The following is a 17,373-nucleotide window of genomic DNA, read 5'->3' on the forward strand; positions in this document are numbered from 1 at the left end:
ATCATCTTTCCAATGCTGCGACGCCGGGCAGGGTTTTGCCCTCCATCCATTCCAGAAACGCGCCGCCGGCGGTTGAGATATAGGTGAAATTATCCGCCGCGCCGGCCTTGTTCAGGGCTGCGACTGTATCACCGCCGCCTGCAACGGATATCAACTTGCCAGCTTTCGTTTGCTGTGCCGCAAGCTGCGCGGCGGCGTTGGTAGCAGTATCGAACGGTTCAATTTCAAACGCACCAAGGGGTCCATTCCAGATCAGTGTTTTGGCAGTTTCCAACACTTTGCTGATTGTTTCAACCGCGTCCGGGCCTGCGTCCAAAATCATTGCATCCGCAGGACAGGCATTGGCCGCAACAACTTCGCTGGCCGCACCTGCCTTGAATTCGCGGGCAACAACCACATCTGCGGGCAAAACGATCTGACAACCTGCGGTCTTGGCTTTGTCTAAAATTTCGCGGGCTGTATCTGTCATGTCATGTTCGGCCAACGATTTGCCAACGTCGATACCTTGTGCGGCCAAAAACGTATTTGCCATGCCGCCGCCGATAATCAGATGATCGACCTTGCCGACCAGATTACCAAGAAGATCCAGTTTGGTTGATACCTTCGCTCCGCCCACAACGGCGACGACCGGGCGTTCGGGCTTGCCCAATGCGGCCTCAAGCGCGCTAAGTTCGGCCTGCATCAGGCGGCCCGCACACGACGGCAGAATATGCGCAATCCCTTCGGTTGAGGCATGTGCGCGATGTGCGGCGGAAAACGCATCATTGCAATAAATGTCGCCAAGTGATGCCAAGCGGGTTGCAAAATCGGGATCGTTCTTTTCTTCGCCTGGCGCAAAGCGGACATTTTCGATCAATAGGATATCACCAGGTTCAAGCGCCTGAGCTGTCGCGCCATAGTTTCCATCAGCAAATTTTACAGATTGCTCAAGCGCCGTTTCAAGTGTGGGGATAAGTTGGCGCAGGCTCATGTCTGGTACAACCTGACCCTTGGGTCGGCCGAAGTGCGCCAGCAGGATGGGGATGCCACCTGCGGCCAGTATATCTTTGACCGTTGGTACGATGCGGTCGATCCGTGTGGTGTCTGTCACGCGGCCATTTTCCATAGGCACGTTAATGTCAACCCTGGTCAGAATCCGCTTTCCCGCCAAGTCCATATCATCAAGTGTTTTCCAGCCCATATCGTGCCCCCGGTTTACGTGATTTCACCCCTTAGTCGCGCGATGGGACAGGCGCGTCAACATCACTTGCTTGGCAATCTGTTGTAAGGGGCTTAGGTTCCGCCCCAACGCAAGACAAAGGAGAGCCAGATGGCCGATATCAAAGATCCCGAAAACACGATTATCATCACTCTGAAAGATGGCGATGTGATTGTCGAATTGCTGCCCGATGTGGCTCCGAAACATTGCGAGCGTATGAAAGAGCTTGCCCGTGCGGGCGCTTATGACAACGTGATCTTTCACCGCGTAATTGACGGGTTCATGGCGCAGACCGGTGATGTGAGTAATGGAAATACCGAAGGTAACTTTAATATAAGTCGTACTGGCACAGGTGGGTCTGATCTACCGGATGTACCTGCTGAATTTTCAAAAGTCCCCCATGCGCGGGGCAGCATTGGTGCGGCGCGCGCGTCTGATCCGAATTCTGCAAATTCCCAGTTCTTCATCAACTTCAAGGACAACGATTTCCTGAATGGCCAGTATACTGTCTATGGTCAGGTTATTTCCGGCATGGAGCATGTAGATAAGATCACCCGCGGCGAACCGCCTGTTGATCCCGATAAAATGATCAGCGTCAAGGTGGCCGCCGATGCGTAGTTTGATTTTTGCTTTGGCCTTTGCGGCCAGTCCAGCCTTGGCGACCGGATTACAAATCGAAGTCGAAGGCGAAGCAAACGGTATAATTACCATTGATCTGCTGGAAGACGTGGCACCTGCCCATGTGGAACAGATCACAAAGCTGGCCGCAGATGGGGCCTATGACAACGTGGTTTTTCACCGTGTGATTGACGGCTTCATGGCCCAAACCGGTGATGTGGAACATGGCAAGATGGGTGCGGATATGCGTATGGCTGGGACGGGTGGATCTGACTTGCCTGACCTGCCTGCAGAATTCTCATCGCAGGATTTTGCCCGTGGTGTGGTTGGCATGGCGCGGTCTTCAAATCCGGATTCCGCAAACAGCCAATTCTTTGTCATGTTTGCACCCGCATCGCATCTGAACGGCCAATATACAGTCGTTGGACGTGTGACTGACGGTATGGACGTTGTCGATGCAATCAAACGGGGTCAGGGTCGCAACGGCGCAGTCACAGGCCAACCTGATGTGATGTCGAAAGTCACTGTCGTTCAGTAAACTCTGTGCGAGCAGGGGTATCCTTGGGGCTTTTCCTTTGTCACAGTTTTCGTGAAGAGGAGAAGCCCAATGCGTTTCAAATATCTTATCGCGGCTTTCGTCGTTGGCTGCTTGATCACAACAGCACAGGCAACACCGGATCGCTGGAGGGTCGAATGGCCCAATACCGACTTTGGTAAAACAAATATCGGCAGCTGGTCCGAGATCCTGTCAGGTGGCCCGCCACGCGATGGTATTCCCGCACTTACCGATCCCGATTACATAAAAGTGTCCCGGGAAAAGCGTATTCTGGATCGCGAACCGGTGATTACATTGGAATTGCCTGGTGATACGCCGCGTGCGTTTCCCATCCGCTATCTGACCTGGCACGAGATCGTGAATGATACCGTCGGCGGTGTCCCGGTGGCGGTAACCTTTTGCCCGCTTTGTAACTCCGGCATCACCTTTGATCGGCGTATTCAAGGCAAGGTGCTGACTTTTGGTGTATCAGGAAAACTGCGCAATTCTGACATGGTCATGTATGATCGCGAAACCGAAAGCTGGTGGCAACAGGCGCTGGGGCAGGGCATTGTCGGCCAGATGACGGGCGTCGAGTTGACGCAATTACCAAGCTGGATGGAAAGCTGGGCCGAGTTCAAGGCGCGCAATCCAAACGGACTGGTGATGGCGCAACCAAACTATCCGCGCGATTACGGGCGCAACCCTTATACCGGCTATGATACGTCAGCGCGGCCGTTTCTATATAATGGTGAAATGCCGCCCCATGGGATTGAACCTTTGGCAAGGGTTGTGCGTGTGGGAGATCGTGCTTGGCCTGTTGCGCGTTTACGCAGCGGCAAGGTCGAAGAAGCGGGCTTGAACATCACTTGGGAAAAGGGGCAGGCCTCTGCGCTGGACAGTGCCAACATTGGAAAAGGTCGCGACGTGGGAACAGTGCGTGTGCGGGATACGCGCGGCCGTGATGTGCCCCATGATGTGATGTTTGCTTTTGCTTTCCACGCTTTTTGGCCCGAAGGCACCTGGATGTTATCCAACTGAGCACGCTATCGCGCGCACGTCTTCTGGCACTGCGTGCGATTGGTGCATAACCCAGCGCCCGGAATTTATTCCGTACAAAAAGCGTTATGAAAATATCGTATTAGCCTTGCGGTTATTGAAGAATGTAACCACGTGCCGCCAAGCTGTATCACCTTAGCGCCGGTGCCAAGTTTAAAACGTGCAAGGTCGGGGTTAACTTCGGTATCAACCATTCCAAGATCAAGTGTGATGTGCCCCTGTTCTGCCAGCCAGTTGACTGCATGCCATAACAAAAGTGTATGGGCATTGTGCCGACGGCCCTGATCGCTTGTGTATCCGATATGATAGGTCGCCTGTGCCCCGTGACGTAAAAAGATCATACCGGCGACAGGCGTTTCATGAATGCAAGCTGTGAAAACCTGCATGTGCTTTGGGTTTTCCATCGCAAAGGCCAATGTCAGCGGGATTGACCAGTTTTTATAACCGCGCGTGCGCTGTTGTGCGGCGTCCTGTTTCAAAAGCCAAAGATGGGATTGTGGATCATACAGCGCTGTGGTGACGGTCAACGGACCTTCTTGCGTCCGCCGCAGCCGATTACGCCATTTTTGATGCAATCTGGCCATGCGATGATCTGGCGTACCGCGCAGATCGAGTTGCGCAATATGTGCAGGCGTCATCAGTGGTGCGTATCCGGCAGTCTGAAGGGGGGCTGATGTTTGCGTGTTTGCGATAAAGGCCAGATGTGGGATGTATTGTGCCAGATTGCGATAGGCGCTCGTGATCTGATCCGGGGTCATGGGGTGGTGAAAGACGGGACCGCGCGATGCAAGGGCAACTTGGCCAAGCCCGCGCAAATGACGTGTTATGATTTGAACCGTGCCGCAGCAATGCGCGCCATCTATAAAACCCAAAGAGTGAACGGACCGACCAATGCGCCCGACAGCCCGCGCAAAGCTGGGATGCTGTTGCAGAGGGACATCTGCGGTTTCGGGAACGGGTATTGGTGTTATTTTCATGGCTGCATTAACACTTGGTTAGGTTTACGCAGTCTTAATGCGGCCATGCCAAGTCCTGTTCGCGGCGTTCATGCGCCAACACCCAAAGTGACAAAAACAGCAGCCTTTTTGTTGGCGACTGCTTTATCCGTGCCAGTCTTCAGTCTTTTGACTGTGATTGAGTTTTTCTGGCTTTAACCAAGCTGGACAATAGCGTGCCGCTTTTTGCCGGCACTCAACTTGATCGGCTGCGATAGATCATTCTGGCCTATCATTAGTCCGGTGTCTGTTATCGCTGCATCATCCATCTTGGCGCCGTTTTCAGCGATCAGGCGCTTTGCTTCTTTTCCCGACCCTGCCAGACCGGAACGAACGATCAACTGCACGATTGATATCCCGTCACCAATGTCATCGGCAGATAGTGTCAACGTCGGAAGATCATCACCGACACCCCCCTTTTCAAACACCTCATGCGCCGTCGCCTCGGCCGTTGCTGCGGCATCAGCACCATGCAAAAGCGTTGTGACTTCATTTGCTAAAGTGATTTTGGCGGTGTTGATGTCTGACCCCTCAAGCGCGCCAAGGCGGTCGCATTCATCAAGGGGAAGTTCGGTATAAAGCTTTAGAAACCTGCCCACATCGGCATCGGTGGTGTTGCGCCAGAACTGCCAGAACTCATAAGGCGATAGCATCTTCGCATTCAGCCAGACCGCGCCGCTGGCCGATTTGCCCATCTTCTTGCCGTCCGACGTCGTCAGCAGGGGTGAAGTCAGGCCGTAAATCTCATGGTCCAGCACGCGGCGGGTCAGGTCTATGCCGTTGACAATATTACCCCATTGGTCCGATCCACCCATCTGCAGCAGACAGCCATAGCGGCGGTTGAGTTCCAGAAAATCATAAGCTTGCAGGATCATATAGTTGAATTCCAGAAACGACAGGCTTTGTTCGCGGTCCAGACGGGATTTGACGGATTCAAACGACAGCATTCTGTTCACACTGAAATGCCGCCCGATATCGCGCAGAAACTCAAGATAGTTCAGGTCGTCCAACCATTCGGCATTGTTCAGCATCAAAGCATCTGTTTTGGCGTTACCAAAGGTAACATAGCTGGAAAAGACCTGTTTAATACCTGCAATATTGGCGTTGATTTCGTCTTCGGTCAGTAGGGGGCGTTCGTCGGCGCGAAAGCTGGGATCACCAACTTTGGTTGTTCCGCCCCCCATCAAAACCAACGGTTTGTGCCCTGTTTTTTGCAGCCAACGCATCATCATGATCTGGATCAGCGACCCGACGTGCAGCGATTTGGCTGTCGCATCAAACCCAATATAGGCCGGAACAACCCCATTTGCCAAAGCCTCGTCCAGGCCCTGATAATCCGTGCAATCGGCCAGAAAGCCGCGGTCCATCATAACCGCAAGAAAATCTGATTTCGGGTGATAGGTCATGGTCTTGTCCTGTAAAGTGATGCGGTGCACTCTATAGGCGGGCAGGACGCAAAGGGAAAGACCATGCGGATGGATGAGGTGATTAAGGTTGTCGGAACCATGTCCGGCACGTCACTGGATGGCGTCGACGCGGCTGTGATCGAAACAGATGGGCGGTCTATTACGGGATTTGGCAAGACAGATTATCGCGCTTATTCCTTAGATGAACGCGCCGTTCTGAAGGCATCTTTGGGTCTTTGGCCAGAAGACAACGTGTTGGCTGCCAAGCAGGTGGTGGAAAAGGCGCACAAGGATATCCTGACAACTTTTACAGATGTCGATATGATCGGATTTCATGGCCAGACATTGGCTCATGATCCGGGTCAAGGGCGGACACATCAGATTGGGGACGGGGCCTGGCTTGCCAATCAGTTGGGCCGTCCTGTGGTTTGGGATTTTCGCACTGCTGATGTAGTGGCAGGCGGACAGGGCGCACCATTGGCCCCGTTCTTTCATTTTGCCTGTGCCAAATGGATCGGCGCCACACAGCCGTTGGTTTTTCTGAACCTGGGTGGTGTCGGCAATCTGACCTGGGTTGATCCCGGTAAAGACGACCCGGCACAACAAGGGGCGCTGCTGGCGTTTGACACAGGCCCTGCAAATGCGCCGATCAATGATTTCATGCAACAGCGCTATGGTTTAGCGTTTGATAAGGACGGAGAACTGGCACAGAAAGGGCATGTCGATCAGGCAAGTGTTGATGCGTTCATGTCGCATCCGTATTTCACCATAACGCCGCCGAAGTCTTTGGACCGGAACGATTTTCCGGATATTCTGGATCGGATTTTGCATTTGTCTGATGCTGACGCCGTTGCTACATTATGTGGTTTCGTCGTGGCATCGGTCAGCCATTCGATCACGCAAATGCCAGTTGCACCGCAACGGGTTCTGGTAACGGGCGGTGGGCGGCATAATCGGGTTTTGATGGCAGGGCTGTCCAATGCCTTGAAGTGTCCGGTTGCCCCTGTTGAGGATGTCGGGCTGAACGGCGATATGTTGGAAGCACAGGCTTTTGGCTATCTTGCCGTGCGTGTTGCGAAATCACTGCCAATCACCTGTCCAAGTACCACTGGGGTGGCGCATGCGATATCTGGCGGAATACTCAGCGCCCCCTAATCTGGTGGAATAAGCGCAATGTAAATATTTTAAAATACAAAGGCTTAGGGAATGTAAAAGTTTTTGGGGGCAAGTTCAAAAGTTTCGAACTGAAACGCGGGTGAGACCGTGCAGCTGACAAGGGTGAAATCGCCTGTTGTTTCCGCAGCTTGCCAGTAATTTTTTGGAACAATCTCCTGCGGTACCTCGCCTGACAAAAGATCTGAGCCGAGAATAACCGTTTCTTTTGGCCCTTGATCGTTTGCGGATATTCCCAACTTAAGGGGCGCGCCAATATGATAATGCCAAATCTCGGCCGCATCTACGCGGTGCCAATGGCTTGCCTGACCCGATTTCAACAGAAAATAAATCGCCGTTCCTGCAGCACGTTCGCCGGGTCGGGCGTCTGCGATCCAGGTTTGACGGTACCAACCGCCTTCAGGATGCGGGCTTAGATTAAGATGTGCGATGATCTGGTCGGCCGTCATAGTGGTTTTCCGTTGTAGTTGTGCCACGGGTTGACAGTTTGTGATCTTCCGCTCCGCTGGCGTTGGACTTGGCCCGGCATACTGAATATTTTATGTCGGTACATTAGGAGTCGTCGATGCCGACATACCAATACAAAGTAATTCCTGCGCCGAAAAAAGGTGAACGGGCTAAAGGTGTCAAGGGGACCGAAGCACGTTTTGCCAATGCGCTTGAGGTGTTGATGAACACTTATGGCGCTGATGGCTGGGAATATCTGCGGACAGATACACTGCCATCTGAAGAACGCAGCGGTATTCGGGGCAAATCGACTGTTTATCAAAATGTGCTGGTTTTTCGCCGTCAAACCGGTGACGGTGTGTCCAGATTGCAACCCGAGGTTATGGCAAAGCCAACGCCCGTTGTGGTTCGCGCCAAAACAACAGTACAGGACGACACCCAATCCAATACAAGTGTCGCCGCTGAATAGACGCTAGTTGATATCCAGCGCCAGCGCATGAATGCGGCTGATGATATCTTGTCCAATTGCACTGTGAACCGCGCGATGACGTTGCAATCGAGACATATCGTTGAAGCTGTCAGAAACTATACGCACATGAAAATGGCTTTCGCCACCTTCCTGAAAGCCTGAATGCCCGCGATGGGATTCACTTTCATCCACAATTTTCAGCTCTTTTGGGCGAAAGCTTGCCTCTAATCTGCTTTTAATTTCATCGGTCACGGACATTTTTCAAAAGACCCCCTTTTGTCTGACGACAGAAAGTCTAAACTCTGTTGTCCGAGTCGGAAAGGTGAGGCGAACGAAATGGCAAAGAATGATCCCTTTGGTTTCGATATGTCAGTATCGTCTGCAAAGAAGAAAAATCCGCGTGGCCGACGCGGAATGTCTGGTGCATTTGAAACGTCAAAACGTGTGTGCGACAAGCCAGGTTGTGACGAGCCAGGGAAATATCGTGCGCCCAAATCACCGGACTCTCTGGATGATTTCTTGTGGTTTTGCAAAGATCATGTGCGCGAATACAATCTGAAGTGGAATTTCTTCGACGGTACAACAGAAGAAGAATTTGCCGAACAGATGGAAAAAGATCGTGTCTGGGAACGCGAAACCAAACCCTTCGCCAGCAAGGAAGAACAACGTGCTTGGGCAAGGTTGGGTGTGGATGATCCGCATCAGGTTCTGGGCGAAAATGCCACACGCAACCCGGGCAAGGGTGTCACCGGTAATCGCAAATTGCCACCGACGGAACGGCGGGCTTTGGATATTCTTGAAGCCAAAGACAATTGGACCAAGGCTGAGATTCGCAAGGCGTACAAAGGTCTGATCAAGATCTTGCACCCCGATATGAACGGTGGTGATCGATCTGACGAAGAAAAACTGCAAGAGGTCGTTTGGGCCTGGGATCAAGTCAAAGAAAGCCGTAATTTCAAAGACTAAGCCGGTTTATGGTGGACACGTATTGGCAAGATGAATGCGTTTAAGAGTGCATTTATGCTGTGGTTGAGCTGTGATTAATTGAAATTCAAACCGGCCTAAGGCGATGATTACCTTATAAATCAAAAATTGAAATAGGGGCCCCGGGGCCCCATGCGCACGCAGTTTTGTATAATTTGTACACGGGTTTTGTACTTAAATTTTTGTACAAACTGTGATGCAGATTGGGAAATGAGTTGACCCAGCCCCCTGATCCGGGCCGTTCAGGTGTAGAATCCGTTCTTGTTTCTTTCCGTTGATTTGGTTGCGGTCAATGCCTGCTGAGCGGAGCCACAACTGCTGTCAGATCAGCCCGCTGCGTGCCCCGTAAACAGATTAATCACCGCAGGAATCTGCAGGCCGTTTGGCCTGTCGTATTTTGTGAATACATCCATGATGCCATCGCGGATTGCGATGCGTACGGGCTCTGATCCGTTGAAATGGCCCAATGCGCGTTTGGCAGGGCCGATGTGTGTGCAAAGCTCTGCGGCCTGCATCAATGGACCTGCTGTCAGGTGCACAGTGACAGCATCGCAGGCTGGATTTTTGACACCGGCTTTGGTCAGCAAATCCAGCACGCGCGGGGCGTCCTCAAACGCGAAAGGGCCGGGCAGGGTTCGGTCTGTCTTGGGTGGATCACCCAGATGGGCGCTGGCCACAGCGGCAGGTTCCATGAACCAAGGGTTTTGATGGGGTGGGCCCCACGCGGCCATGATGATGCGTCCGCCGGGTTTCATATTGTACAGAATATTTTGAAAGGCCGCGACGGTATCTTCGAAAAACATGACGCCAAAACGGGATATCACCACATCAAAGGGTGTGTCGAAAGCGTATGTTTGCGCGTCCGCCTGGATCAGGTCAATGTTCTGTACGTGGCTCGTGCGGGTTTTGGCGCAGGCCAGCAAAGTGGGCGAGATATCAAGGCCGGTGACATAGCCTGCAGATGAAGCCGCCGCGATGGTGCTGGCGCCCGTACCGCAGCCGATGTCCAGAACGCGGTCGTTGGGTGTCAGGGCGGACTTGGCAAGTAACAAATCCAGCACGGGGGCCAGCGTTGCATCCAGCTTATCCTGCTGTTCGACCCAACCGGCTTGGCCGGTCCAATAGTCTGCCTGATCAGAGTTGCTCATCCGCGTCTGCGGCGTTTGCGGCTGGATCCCGGATCCCGTCCACCCATGTTGAAACTGACATGGGGCAGGGCGGGCAGGTTCGGGAAAGGGTCCGTCGCGTGGGGGATCGCGTTGGCGTTAACAAAGTGTTCCTGAAATTTCGGCTCAATCGCGGTTTCGACCTTTTCGATCTGGCCGACGGTTTCTTCGATATCGGCACGGTCCTGCACATTGCACAGCGCCATACGTGCGCCATGTCCGGCAGCGTTGCCTGCCGATGTGACCTTGTCCAGTGGCGCGTCGGGGATCATGCCCAGGATCATGGCGTGCTTGGGAGAAATATGCGCGCCGAACGCGCCTGCCAGTACCACCCGATCGACGGTATCCACCTTCATTTCGTCCATCAACAGCCGTGCGCCTGCATAAAGCGCGGATTTAGCCAGTTGAATGGCGCGGATATCGCCTTGGGTGACAGCGATCAGCGGGCCGCCATCGGCGGTGCCGTCATGGACGATATAGGAATGCGTGCGACCATCGGGAACACAGCGGTCTGTTCCGGTTTGTTCCGCTGATCCGATCAGACCCGACGGGTCCATCAGACCTGCCATGCGCAGCTCGGCCACAGCCTCAATAATGCCGGATCCGCAAATGCCAGTGACGCCTGTTGTCGCGATGGCTTGCGCAAAGCCGGGATCATCGGACCATAGATCGCTGCCGATCACCTGAAAGCGGGGGGTTTTGGTATCGGGGTCGATGGTGATGTGTTCAATCGCACCGGGCGCGGCCCGTTGGCCGGATGAGATTTGCGCACCTTCAAACGCGGGACCGGTGGGCGACGAACAGGCCAGCACCTTTTGCGTGTTGCCCAACAGGATTTCAGCATTGGTGCCCACATCGACGACCAGAACCAGATCGGGGGATTGGCCGGGCGCTTCGCTTAAGGCGACGGCGGCGGCATCGGCCCCGACGTGGCCGGCAATGCACGGCAGAATATAGACCTTGGCCGAGCCGTTCATCACGTTCAGATCCAGATCGCGCGCGTCCAGCGACAGCGCGCTGGAGGTCGCAAGCGCGAAAGGGGCCTGGCCCAGTTCAACCGGGTCGATCCCAAGCAACAGATGATGCATCACAGGATTGCAGACAAAGACGGTTTCCATAATCAAGCCCGCGTCGATATCAACCTCGGCCGCGAGTTCTGTGGTTAGATCATTGATCGCGGCGCGCACATATGCGGTCATTTCAACGTCGCCGCCCGGGTTCATCATCGCATAGCTGACGCGGCTCATCAGATCTTCGCCAAAGCGGATCTGCGGATTCATGATGCCCGATGATGCCTTGACCATGCCATCGCGCAGATCGCACAGGTGCGCCGCGATAGTGGTCGAGCCCAGATCAATGGCAAGGCCGTAAATACTGCCATCATAATAGCCGGGCCACAGGTTTAGAATGCTGTGATGATCATCTCGGTGGCCTTTGTGAATGGCGACAGTTACGCTCCAACCGCCTTTGCGCAGGGCGGGTTGCAGTTTGCGCAGAATATTCAGATCGGCGCGGATCGTGTCGATATCCCATTGCGATTTCAGCGCCGCCGCCAGACGTTCCAGATCGCCAGACGGTTCGTGCATGTCAGGCTCCAGCACCTCGACATAATAAAGCTTGGTGGCGGGGTCCATGATGATCGGTCTGGCCGATGCGGCCTTGCGCACAACCTGTTTGTGAACCTGGCTTTCGGGTGGCACGTCGATGACGATATCGCCCTGAACTTTGGCCTGGCACCCCAATCGCCGCCCTTCGGTCAGTCCGCGTTTGTCCTGATAGCGCTGTTCGACGGCATTCCAATCAGACAAGGCATCAGGCGCAACTGTAAGCCCATGCTTGGAAAATTCGCCATATCCCGGTGTGATCTGACATTTTGAACAAATGCCACGCCCACCACAGACACTGTCCAGATCAACGCCCAATTGCCGGGCGGCGGTCAGAACGGGGGTGCCTTTGGGAAAATGGCCGCGTTTGCCGGAAGGGGTGAAGATGACAAGGGGATCAGTCATGCTGCCTGCGCCTTTTCAAGTGGTTTAAAAAGCGGGGCAGCGTGCCCCAATGGGGGGGTGACGGGGCACCCATAAAAGGCGCCACCGTCAAATCTCAGTCTGGCTTATGAATTCGCTTCAGCCAGCAGTTGGTCATAAAAATCGCATACTTCTTGCTGATTTGAAGCTGTTGCCATTTTCGCACCAGCTTCCTGGGCTTTTGTTGCAAATGCACTCATCTTAGCAGGGTCAGATGCGGCCATTTCCTGGATCTTTGTATTCAGTTCCATGGCTTTGGCTTGAATATCCGCCTGTGTGCATTCCGCGAATGCGGATGTTGCTGCGAAGCCTGTTACGATCGCGGCAGCACCAAGGATGGATTTAATACGCATTATCATAGTCCTTTGTTTACGTCAGTAATGAAGACCTATTATCTTCATACAGCTCTATATAACCACTGTTTTCTGTTTTCCACCACATTATGCGCGTCTGCGGCGGCGTCCACCACGCCCGCCGGACGCGTCGGAGGACGCTTTTGAGGCTTCTGGAAAGGGGATTCCGGTCTTTGTTGCATCAAGGACACGGGAAAATTTTATCCACTCGCTGCCATTCGGATCGTTATTCATCAAGAAGTTTGCAGCGCGAATAGCCTCCATTTCGACGGGGCGTACGGGGTTCATAATCGCGCTGGTCATTCCGGCGGCAATCGCCATAGGCAGGAAAGCCGCATTTATGCCATGCCGATTGGGCAGACCAAAGCTTATGTTGGACGCACCACAAGTGGTGTTGACGCCCAGTTCTTCACGCAGTTTGCGCACAAGGGTAAACACCTGCAGACCTGCCGTCCCCATCGCGCCCACGGGCATCACCAGCGGGTCCACCACGATATCATGGGCAGGTATGCCGAAATCAGCGGCGCGTTCGACGATCTTCTTGGCCACTGCAAACCGCACATCGGGATCTTCGCTGATGCCTGTGTCGTCATTAGAAATCGCCACAACCGGCACATTGTATTTCTTGACCAGCGGCAAGATCATCTCAAGCCGTTCTTCTTCGCCAGTGACTGAATTCAGCAGGGGACGACCTTCGCAGTTTTCCAAGCCTTCCTGCAGCGCGCCGGGAACCGAACTGTCGATACACAATGGCACGTCGACCAATGCCTGAATGCGTTTGATCAACTCGCGCATCAGCGGCGGTTCGACAAAATTGTTGTCAGCATAGCGTGGATCATCAGCCATTTTATTCTTGAACACCGCGCCAGAATTGACATCCAGCACCATCGCGCCACAGGCGACTTGTTCCAAAGCGTCTTTTTCAACAGTGGTGAAATCGTCCTGTTCCAGTTCAGCGGCCAGCTTGCTGCGTCCTGTCGGATTGATCCGTTCACCGATCACGCAGAATGGTTCATCAAACCCGATCGTGACAGTTTTCGTCTTTGATTCCAGTACAGTGCGGGTCATACGTGATCCTTGGTTTGAGAAGCCGGAACAGTGGAAGATCCACCATTTTCAATGGCCCATGTCGCGTTGGTCTTGATCCCGCCAAGCGGGAAGAAATGAACATTGGTGATATTGAAATTAGGGTTCGCCGCCTTGTGGGCTGCCAGATCAGCGACGAACTGTGTCGGTTCAAACGGCAATAGCAGTTTGGTGACATCTTTGGCCCGCTTTTGCAAAACGCGAAGCGATGCACCAACACCACAGGCGATTGAGAATTTGATCAATGTTTGCAGTTTTGCAGGCCCGGCCACTCCGATGTGAATGGGCAATGTGATGCCCGCATCGTGCAGCGCGTCGGCCCATTTGATCACGGGGTCGGCTTCAAAGCAAAACTGCGTCGCCAACGCCATCTCGGCATCGGTCGTGTCGTTGAATTTCTGTTTCCAAGCAAGGGCTTCATCAACGTTTTTCATGCTACCATCGGGATCGATGTCGCGGTTGCCTTCGGGGTGGCCAGCCACGTGCAAGCGTTTGAACCCGGCTTTATCGAACAGCCCTGTTTCCAGCAGATTGATTGAGCTTTCGAACTGACCTTTGGGCTGTGCCACGCCACCGGCCAGTAAAAGTGCCTGATCCACGCCTGCCTCGCCCTGATAGCGGGCAATCCAGTCGGCCAGCATGGCCTGATCTTTGATAACCCGCGCAGGGAAATGTGGCATGACGGCATATCCGTCTTCGGCCAGACGGCGCGCGGTAGCCACCATGTCGTCAATCGGTGTACCGTCGATATGTGCAATATACACACGCGTACCTTCGGGCAGCAGATCGCGGAAGTTTTCGACCTTTTCGGCGGTGCGGGGCATCACCTCGATCGAATAATCCTTTAAAAAAGCTTCAACCTGTGGCGACACCTTGCGATCTGCCGGTGTGTCTTTCTTTTTGAATTGTAACAGCGCCATTGCCGCCTCCCACAGATTTTTCGGGGTCATGCCCGTCCGTCGTTGTCGATCAGTTGTTTGATCCGTGCCTGATCATATTCCGCGTCCAAGCGTGCCGCTTCATCCAGCGCAATTTGATCGGGATCACCTTCCATCACATAAGGTGCCGCTTTGCGCCATTCTGCAAGATATTCATCCGTACCTGCCGCGCCGGTTTTCATGGCGGCCCGGTCGATGGCCTGTTCAAACCGTTCGGGCAGCTGTTTTTTAGAGCCACGCCGACCTTTTCCAACAATCACTTGTGCCGGAATATCACGCCAATAGACTATGGTCACATCAGGCATCTTGCGTCTTTTCCCTTATCTTATGATCTGCATACGACGAATACGCAGCCCGACAACGCCTGTTTTCGACAGAACGCTGTTTGGCTGCGACTTTTATCATCATATGGGTTCCGCTTGGGCGCGGCTACAGTTTCAGATCGGAAAAATCTTCATGAACATCATGAGGTGACAGGTTGCACCTGCGGCATTCTGCGATTACGTTAAGGTCAACTTGATATGGAGGGCGTGAAAATGGCGCCCAGGCGTCCGAAGGGTGTGGGCGCTTTCCCTAAACCGGTTGAGAGCCCCGCGCCGAATCCGCCCGATCCAGCCGAGCTGTATGCCGCGCTGGATTTGGGAACGAACAGTTGCCGTATGCTGATTGCCCAACCCAAGGGCAGTCAATTTCATGTGGTGGACAGTTTTTCGAAGTCTGTACAACTTGGTTCCGGGCTTGAAAGTTCGGGCCAGTTAAGCGAGGCGTCCATCGCGCGTGCCGTACAAGCCATGCGTATTTGCCGTCAAAAGTTACGCCGTCATAAAGTGCGCCGGATGCGTTTAGTCGCGACCGAGGCCTGCCGCCGTGCCACAAATGGCGCCGAATTCATGAACTATGTGCGCGGTGAAACCGGCCTGCCGCTTGAGATTATCGAGCCCGAAGAAGAGGCCCGTCTGGCGGTTATTTCCTGTGCGCCTTTGGTCAGCGTAAAAACCGAACAATTGCTGGTCGTTGATATCGGTGGCGGATCGACTGAATTGGTCTGGATCGACCTGTCCAAAGTCCCGCGCCACGACCGCCCCCGCGCGATTATGCGTCTGCATTCGGGCTTTGCGGCGGCGGATGGGCCGTTTCCCGCGGCCAAGGTGGTTGACTGGATTTCAATCCCGCTTGGTGTGGCGACATTGCGCGATCAGTTCAATGATGTAGATGACGATGCGGCCCGTTTCGCATTGATGAGCTGGTTTTTCGAGGAAAACATGGCCAGCTTTTCCCCCTATCTTTCAGAACAGGCGCGCGAAGGGTTCCAGATCATCGGGACAAGCGGCACTGTGACGACCGTTGCGGCCAGCCATCTGGGTCTGAAACGCTATGACCGCAATAAGGTCGACGGGTTGCGCATGACGTCTGATCAGATTGACCGGGTGATCCGCGATTATCTGTCGCTTGGTCCCGAAGGTCGCCGTGCAGATCCGCGCATTGGTCGGGACCGGCAGGCGCTGATTATGTCTGGTGCTGCCATCTTGCAGGCGTTATTGCGCGTCTGGCCGACAGATCGTCTGTCGGTGGCAGATCGTGGTCTGCGCGAAGGATTGCTTTATGCGCAGATGACAAAAGACGGTGTGTTGGAAGAGGGCGGGTTTTAAAAGATGGCACAGAAACCCGGCGGCACCAGTGGGCGCGGTCAACGCGATCTGAAGGTCAAAGTTAAAACGGCACGGGGGCGCAAGCTAAGTTCGACTCTGTGGCTGCAACGGCAACTGAATGATCCATACGTCAAACGCGCGCAGGCCGAAGGATACCGGGGTCGTGCAGCGTTCAAGATATCAGAATTGGACGACAGATATGGCTTTCTGGTGCCGGGCGCCCGTGTGGTCGATTTGGGCTGTGCGCCAGGGGGGTGGTGCCAGGTTGCGGTCAAGCGTGTGAATGCGCTTGGCGAACAAGCCGACAAGCCGATTGGCCGTATTTTGGGCATTGATCTGCAAGAGGTTGAGCCGATTGCGGGAACGGAAATCCACGTACTGGATTTCATGGAAGATGATGCCGATGCCAAGGTCAAGGATTGGCTGGGCGGCAAGGCAGATGTGGTGATGTCGGATATGGCCGCGTCCGCATCGGGTCACAAACAAACAGACCACCTGCGGATTATCGCGCTGTGTGAAGCGGCGGCCTATCTGGCATTTGACGTGCTGGAACAGGGCGGCACGTTCGTGGCCAAAGTGCTGGCAGGCGGTGCGGAAGGTGAATTGCAAAAGTTGCTGAAGCAAAAATTCACCAAAGTGGCGAATGTAAAACCAGCCGCGTCCCGTACGGACAGTTCAGAGAAATTCGTGATCGCAACGGGGTTTCGGGGTTGATCGCTTATCAAGCCCTTGCGGGCTTTCTTCGCGGGTTCTGATATCGTCTTTCCAAGATACATATCCAGGGTTTAATTCAAACCATCAATCCTGATTGGGCAGCAAGGCCGTTTGGTATGAAACTAGACATAAAAATAGCTGAAAGCGATAGTGATATCAGCGCATGCATGCAGCTACGCTGGACAGTATTTGTCCAAGAACAGAACGTGGCTGAGCATGAAGATGTTGATGGGCAAGACGACCACAGCATTCATATTCTTGCCACGTCAGATGGCATTCCCGTTGGTGCTGCGCGACTTCAACACAATGAAACATATGCGAAAATTCAAAGGGTCTGCGTTCCAAAAGACCACAGGGGGCTGGGCATTGGCGCTGAAATCATCCGGTTTATGATCAATTATGTTTCCCAAAGGGGCGATGCCCAATTTATCCGATTAGGCGCACAAATGCATGCGCTTGAGTTCTATCGCAGGCTCGGGTTTGTTGAATTCGGTGATCAATATCTGGACGCTGGTATCTGGCATAAAGACATGGAATTAGACATTGTCTGATATGA

20 protein-coding genes are annotated in these 17,373 nt (G+C 53.8%); 9 read left to right on the top strand and 11 right to left on the bottom strand.

Annotated features, from left to right (window positions below):
* Position 1 precedes the first annotated feature (1 nt).
* A complete protein-coding gene (locus tag HRQ87_RS09995) occupies positions 2-1,180 on the bottom strand; it encodes a phosphoglycerate kinase (protein WP_174137866.1) in 1,179 nt (392 codons plus the stop codon).
* Positions 1,181-1,309: 129 nt separating this feature from the next.
* Here HRQ87_RS09995 and HRQ87_RS10000 point away from each other — a divergent pair, with 129 nt between their 5' ends.
* From HRQ87_RS10000 to HRQ87_RS10010, 3 genes are all read left to right on the top strand, one after another.
* Positions 1,310-1,816 carry a peptidylprolyl isomerase gene (locus HRQ87_RS10000; RefSeq protein ID WP_174137869.1) on the top strand — a complete coding sequence of 169 codons (507 nt, stop codon included), beginning with the start codon at positions 1,310-1,312 and terminating at the stop codon, positions 1,814-1,816.
* Positions 1,809-2,354 (top strand): peptidylprolyl isomerase, encoded by a 546-nt coding sequence (locus HRQ87_RS10005; RefSeq protein WP_174137871.1) that lies wholly within the window; start codon positions 1,809-1,811, stop codon positions 2,352-2,354. The genes HRQ87_RS10000 and HRQ87_RS10005 overlap by 8 nt, the downstream gene beginning before the upstream one ends.
* A gap of 69 nt (positions 2,355-2,423) precedes the next feature.
* Positions 2,424-3,392, top strand: coding sequence for a DUF3179 domain-containing protein (locus HRQ87_RS10010; RefSeq protein ID WP_174137873.1), 969 nt, complete (start codon positions 2,424-2,426; stop codon positions 3,390-3,392).
* Positions 3,393-3,457: 65 nt separating this feature from the next.
* On the opposite strand, the gene HRQ87_RS10015 is transcribed toward HRQ87_RS10010, so the two are convergent.
* Complete coding sequence (locus HRQ87_RS10015) at positions 3,458-4,387, bottom strand: GNAT family N-acetyltransferase (protein WP_174137875.1); 930 nt, start codon at positions 4,385-4,387, stop codon at positions 3,458-3,460.
* 173 nt (positions 4,388-4,560) lie between these two features.
* Positions 4,561-5,811 carry a tyrosine--tRNA ligase gene (tyrS, locus tag HRQ87_RS10020; RefSeq protein WP_174137877.1) on the bottom strand — a complete coding sequence of 417 codons (1,251 nt, stop codon included), beginning with the start codon at positions 5,809-5,811 and terminating at the stop codon, positions 4,561-4,563.
* A gap of 63 nt (positions 5,812-5,874) precedes the next feature.
* Here tyrS and HRQ87_RS10025 point away from each other — a divergent pair, with 63 nt between their 5' ends.
* Positions 5,875-6,966, top strand: a complete 1,092-nt coding sequence (locus HRQ87_RS10025; protein WP_174137879.1) for an anhydro-N-acetylmuramic acid kinase — start codon at positions 5,875-5,877, stop codon at positions 6,964-6,966.
* 44 nt (positions 6,967-7,010) lie between these two features.
* On the opposite strand, the gene HRQ87_RS10030 is transcribed toward HRQ87_RS10025, so the two are convergent.
* Complete coding sequence (locus tag HRQ87_RS10030) at positions 7,011-7,433, bottom strand: cupin domain-containing protein (RefSeq protein ID WP_174137881.1); 423 nt, start codon at positions 7,431-7,433, stop codon at positions 7,011-7,013.
* A 116-nt stretch (positions 7,434-7,549) separates the two neighbouring features.
* Between HRQ87_RS10030 and HRQ87_RS10035 the strand changes: the two genes are divergently transcribed.
* Complete coding sequence (locus tag HRQ87_RS10035) at positions 7,550-7,900, top strand: DUF4177 domain-containing protein (protein ID WP_174137883.1); 351 nt, start codon at positions 7,550-7,552, stop codon at positions 7,898-7,900.
* A gap of 3 nt (positions 7,901-7,903) precedes the next feature.
* Here the strand turns inward: HRQ87_RS10035 and HRQ87_RS10040 are convergent, their stop codons facing one another.
* Positions 7,904-8,158, bottom strand: a complete 255-nt coding sequence (locus tag HRQ87_RS10040; protein WP_174137885.1) for a BolA family protein — start codon at positions 8,156-8,158, stop codon at positions 7,904-7,906.
* 78 nt (positions 8,159-8,236) lie between these two features.
* Here HRQ87_RS10040 and HRQ87_RS10045 point away from each other — a divergent pair, with 78 nt between their 5' ends.
* Positions 8,237-8,866 carry a DnaJ domain-containing protein gene (locus HRQ87_RS10045; RefSeq protein WP_174137887.1) on the top strand — a complete coding sequence of 210 codons (630 nt, stop codon included), beginning with the start codon at positions 8,237-8,239 and terminating at the stop codon, positions 8,864-8,866.
* A 344-nt stretch (positions 8,867-9,210) separates the two neighbouring features.
* Here HRQ87_RS10045 and HRQ87_RS10050 read toward each other — a convergent pair whose 3' ends face one another.
* From HRQ87_RS10050 to HRQ87_RS10075, 6 genes are all read right to left on the bottom strand, one after another.
* The gene (locus HRQ87_RS10050) at positions 9,211-10,032 is read right to left on the bottom strand and encodes a class I SAM-dependent methyltransferase (protein WP_174137889.1); all 822 of its coding nucleotides are present in this window, start codon (positions 10,030-10,032) and stop codon (positions 9,211-9,213) included.
* Entirely contained in the window at positions 10,029-12,059 is a 2,031-nt protein-coding gene (locus HRQ87_RS10055) for an ASKHA domain-containing protein (protein ID WP_174137891.1), read from the bottom strand. Before HRQ87_RS10055 ends, HRQ87_RS10050 begins: the two co-directional genes overlap by 4 nt.
* A gap of 104 nt (positions 12,060-12,163) precedes the next feature.
* Complete coding sequence (locus HRQ87_RS10060; RefSeq protein WP_174137893.1) at positions 12,164-12,430, bottom strand: hypothetical protein; 267 nt, start codon at positions 12,428-12,430, stop codon at positions 12,164-12,166.
* Between the two features lie 87 nt (positions 12,431-12,517).
* Positions 12,518-13,498, bottom strand: coding sequence for a methyltetrahydrofolate cobalamin methyltransferase (locus HRQ87_RS10065; RefSeq protein WP_174137895.1), 981 nt, complete (start codon positions 13,496-13,498; stop codon positions 12,518-12,520).
* Positions 13,495-14,436: a methylenetetrahydrofolate reductase gene (locus HRQ87_RS10070; RefSeq protein WP_174138222.1), complete on the bottom strand. Its 942-nt coding sequence runs from the start codon at positions 14,434-14,436 to the stop codon at positions 13,495-13,497. The genes HRQ87_RS10065 and HRQ87_RS10070 overlap by 4 nt, the downstream gene beginning before the upstream one ends.
* Positions 14,437-14,462: 26 nt before the next feature.
* Positions 14,463-14,759 (bottom strand): virulence factor, encoded by a 297-nt coding sequence (locus tag HRQ87_RS10075; RefSeq protein ID WP_174137897.1) that lies wholly within the window; start codon positions 14,757-14,759, stop codon positions 14,463-14,465.
* A 231-nt stretch (positions 14,760-14,990) separates the two neighbouring features.
* On the opposite strand from HRQ87_RS10075, the gene HRQ87_RS10080 reads away from it, so the two are divergent.
* The 3 genes from HRQ87_RS10080 to HRQ87_RS10090 all read left to right on the top strand — a co-directional run bounded on the left by HRQ87_RS10080 (position 14,991) and on the right by HRQ87_RS10090 (position 17,368).
* Positions 14,991-16,103 carry a Ppx/GppA phosphatase family protein gene (locus HRQ87_RS10080; RefSeq protein ID WP_174137900.1) on the top strand — a complete coding sequence of 371 codons (1,113 nt, stop codon included), beginning with the start codon at positions 14,991-14,993 and terminating at the stop codon, positions 16,101-16,103.
* Between the two features lie 3 nt (positions 16,104-16,106).
* Positions 16,107-16,817, top strand: a complete 711-nt coding sequence (locus HRQ87_RS10085) for an RlmE family RNA methyltransferase (RefSeq protein ID WP_174137902.1) — start codon at positions 16,107-16,109, stop codon at positions 16,815-16,817.
* A 116-nt stretch (positions 16,818-16,933) separates the two neighbouring features.
* Positions 16,934-17,368 carry a GNAT family N-acetyltransferase gene (locus tag HRQ87_RS10090; protein ID WP_174137904.1) on the top strand — a complete coding sequence of 145 codons (435 nt, stop codon included), beginning with the start codon at positions 16,934-16,936 and terminating at the stop codon, positions 17,366-17,368.
* The last annotated feature ends 5 nt before the right edge of the window (positions 17,369-17,373 follow it).

It is taken from the genome of Parasulfitobacter algicola, from assembly GCF_013315265.1.
Taxonomy (GTDB): domain Bacteria; phylum Pseudomonadota; class Alphaproteobacteria; order Rhodobacterales; family Rhodobacteraceae; genus Parasulfitobacter; species Parasulfitobacter algicola.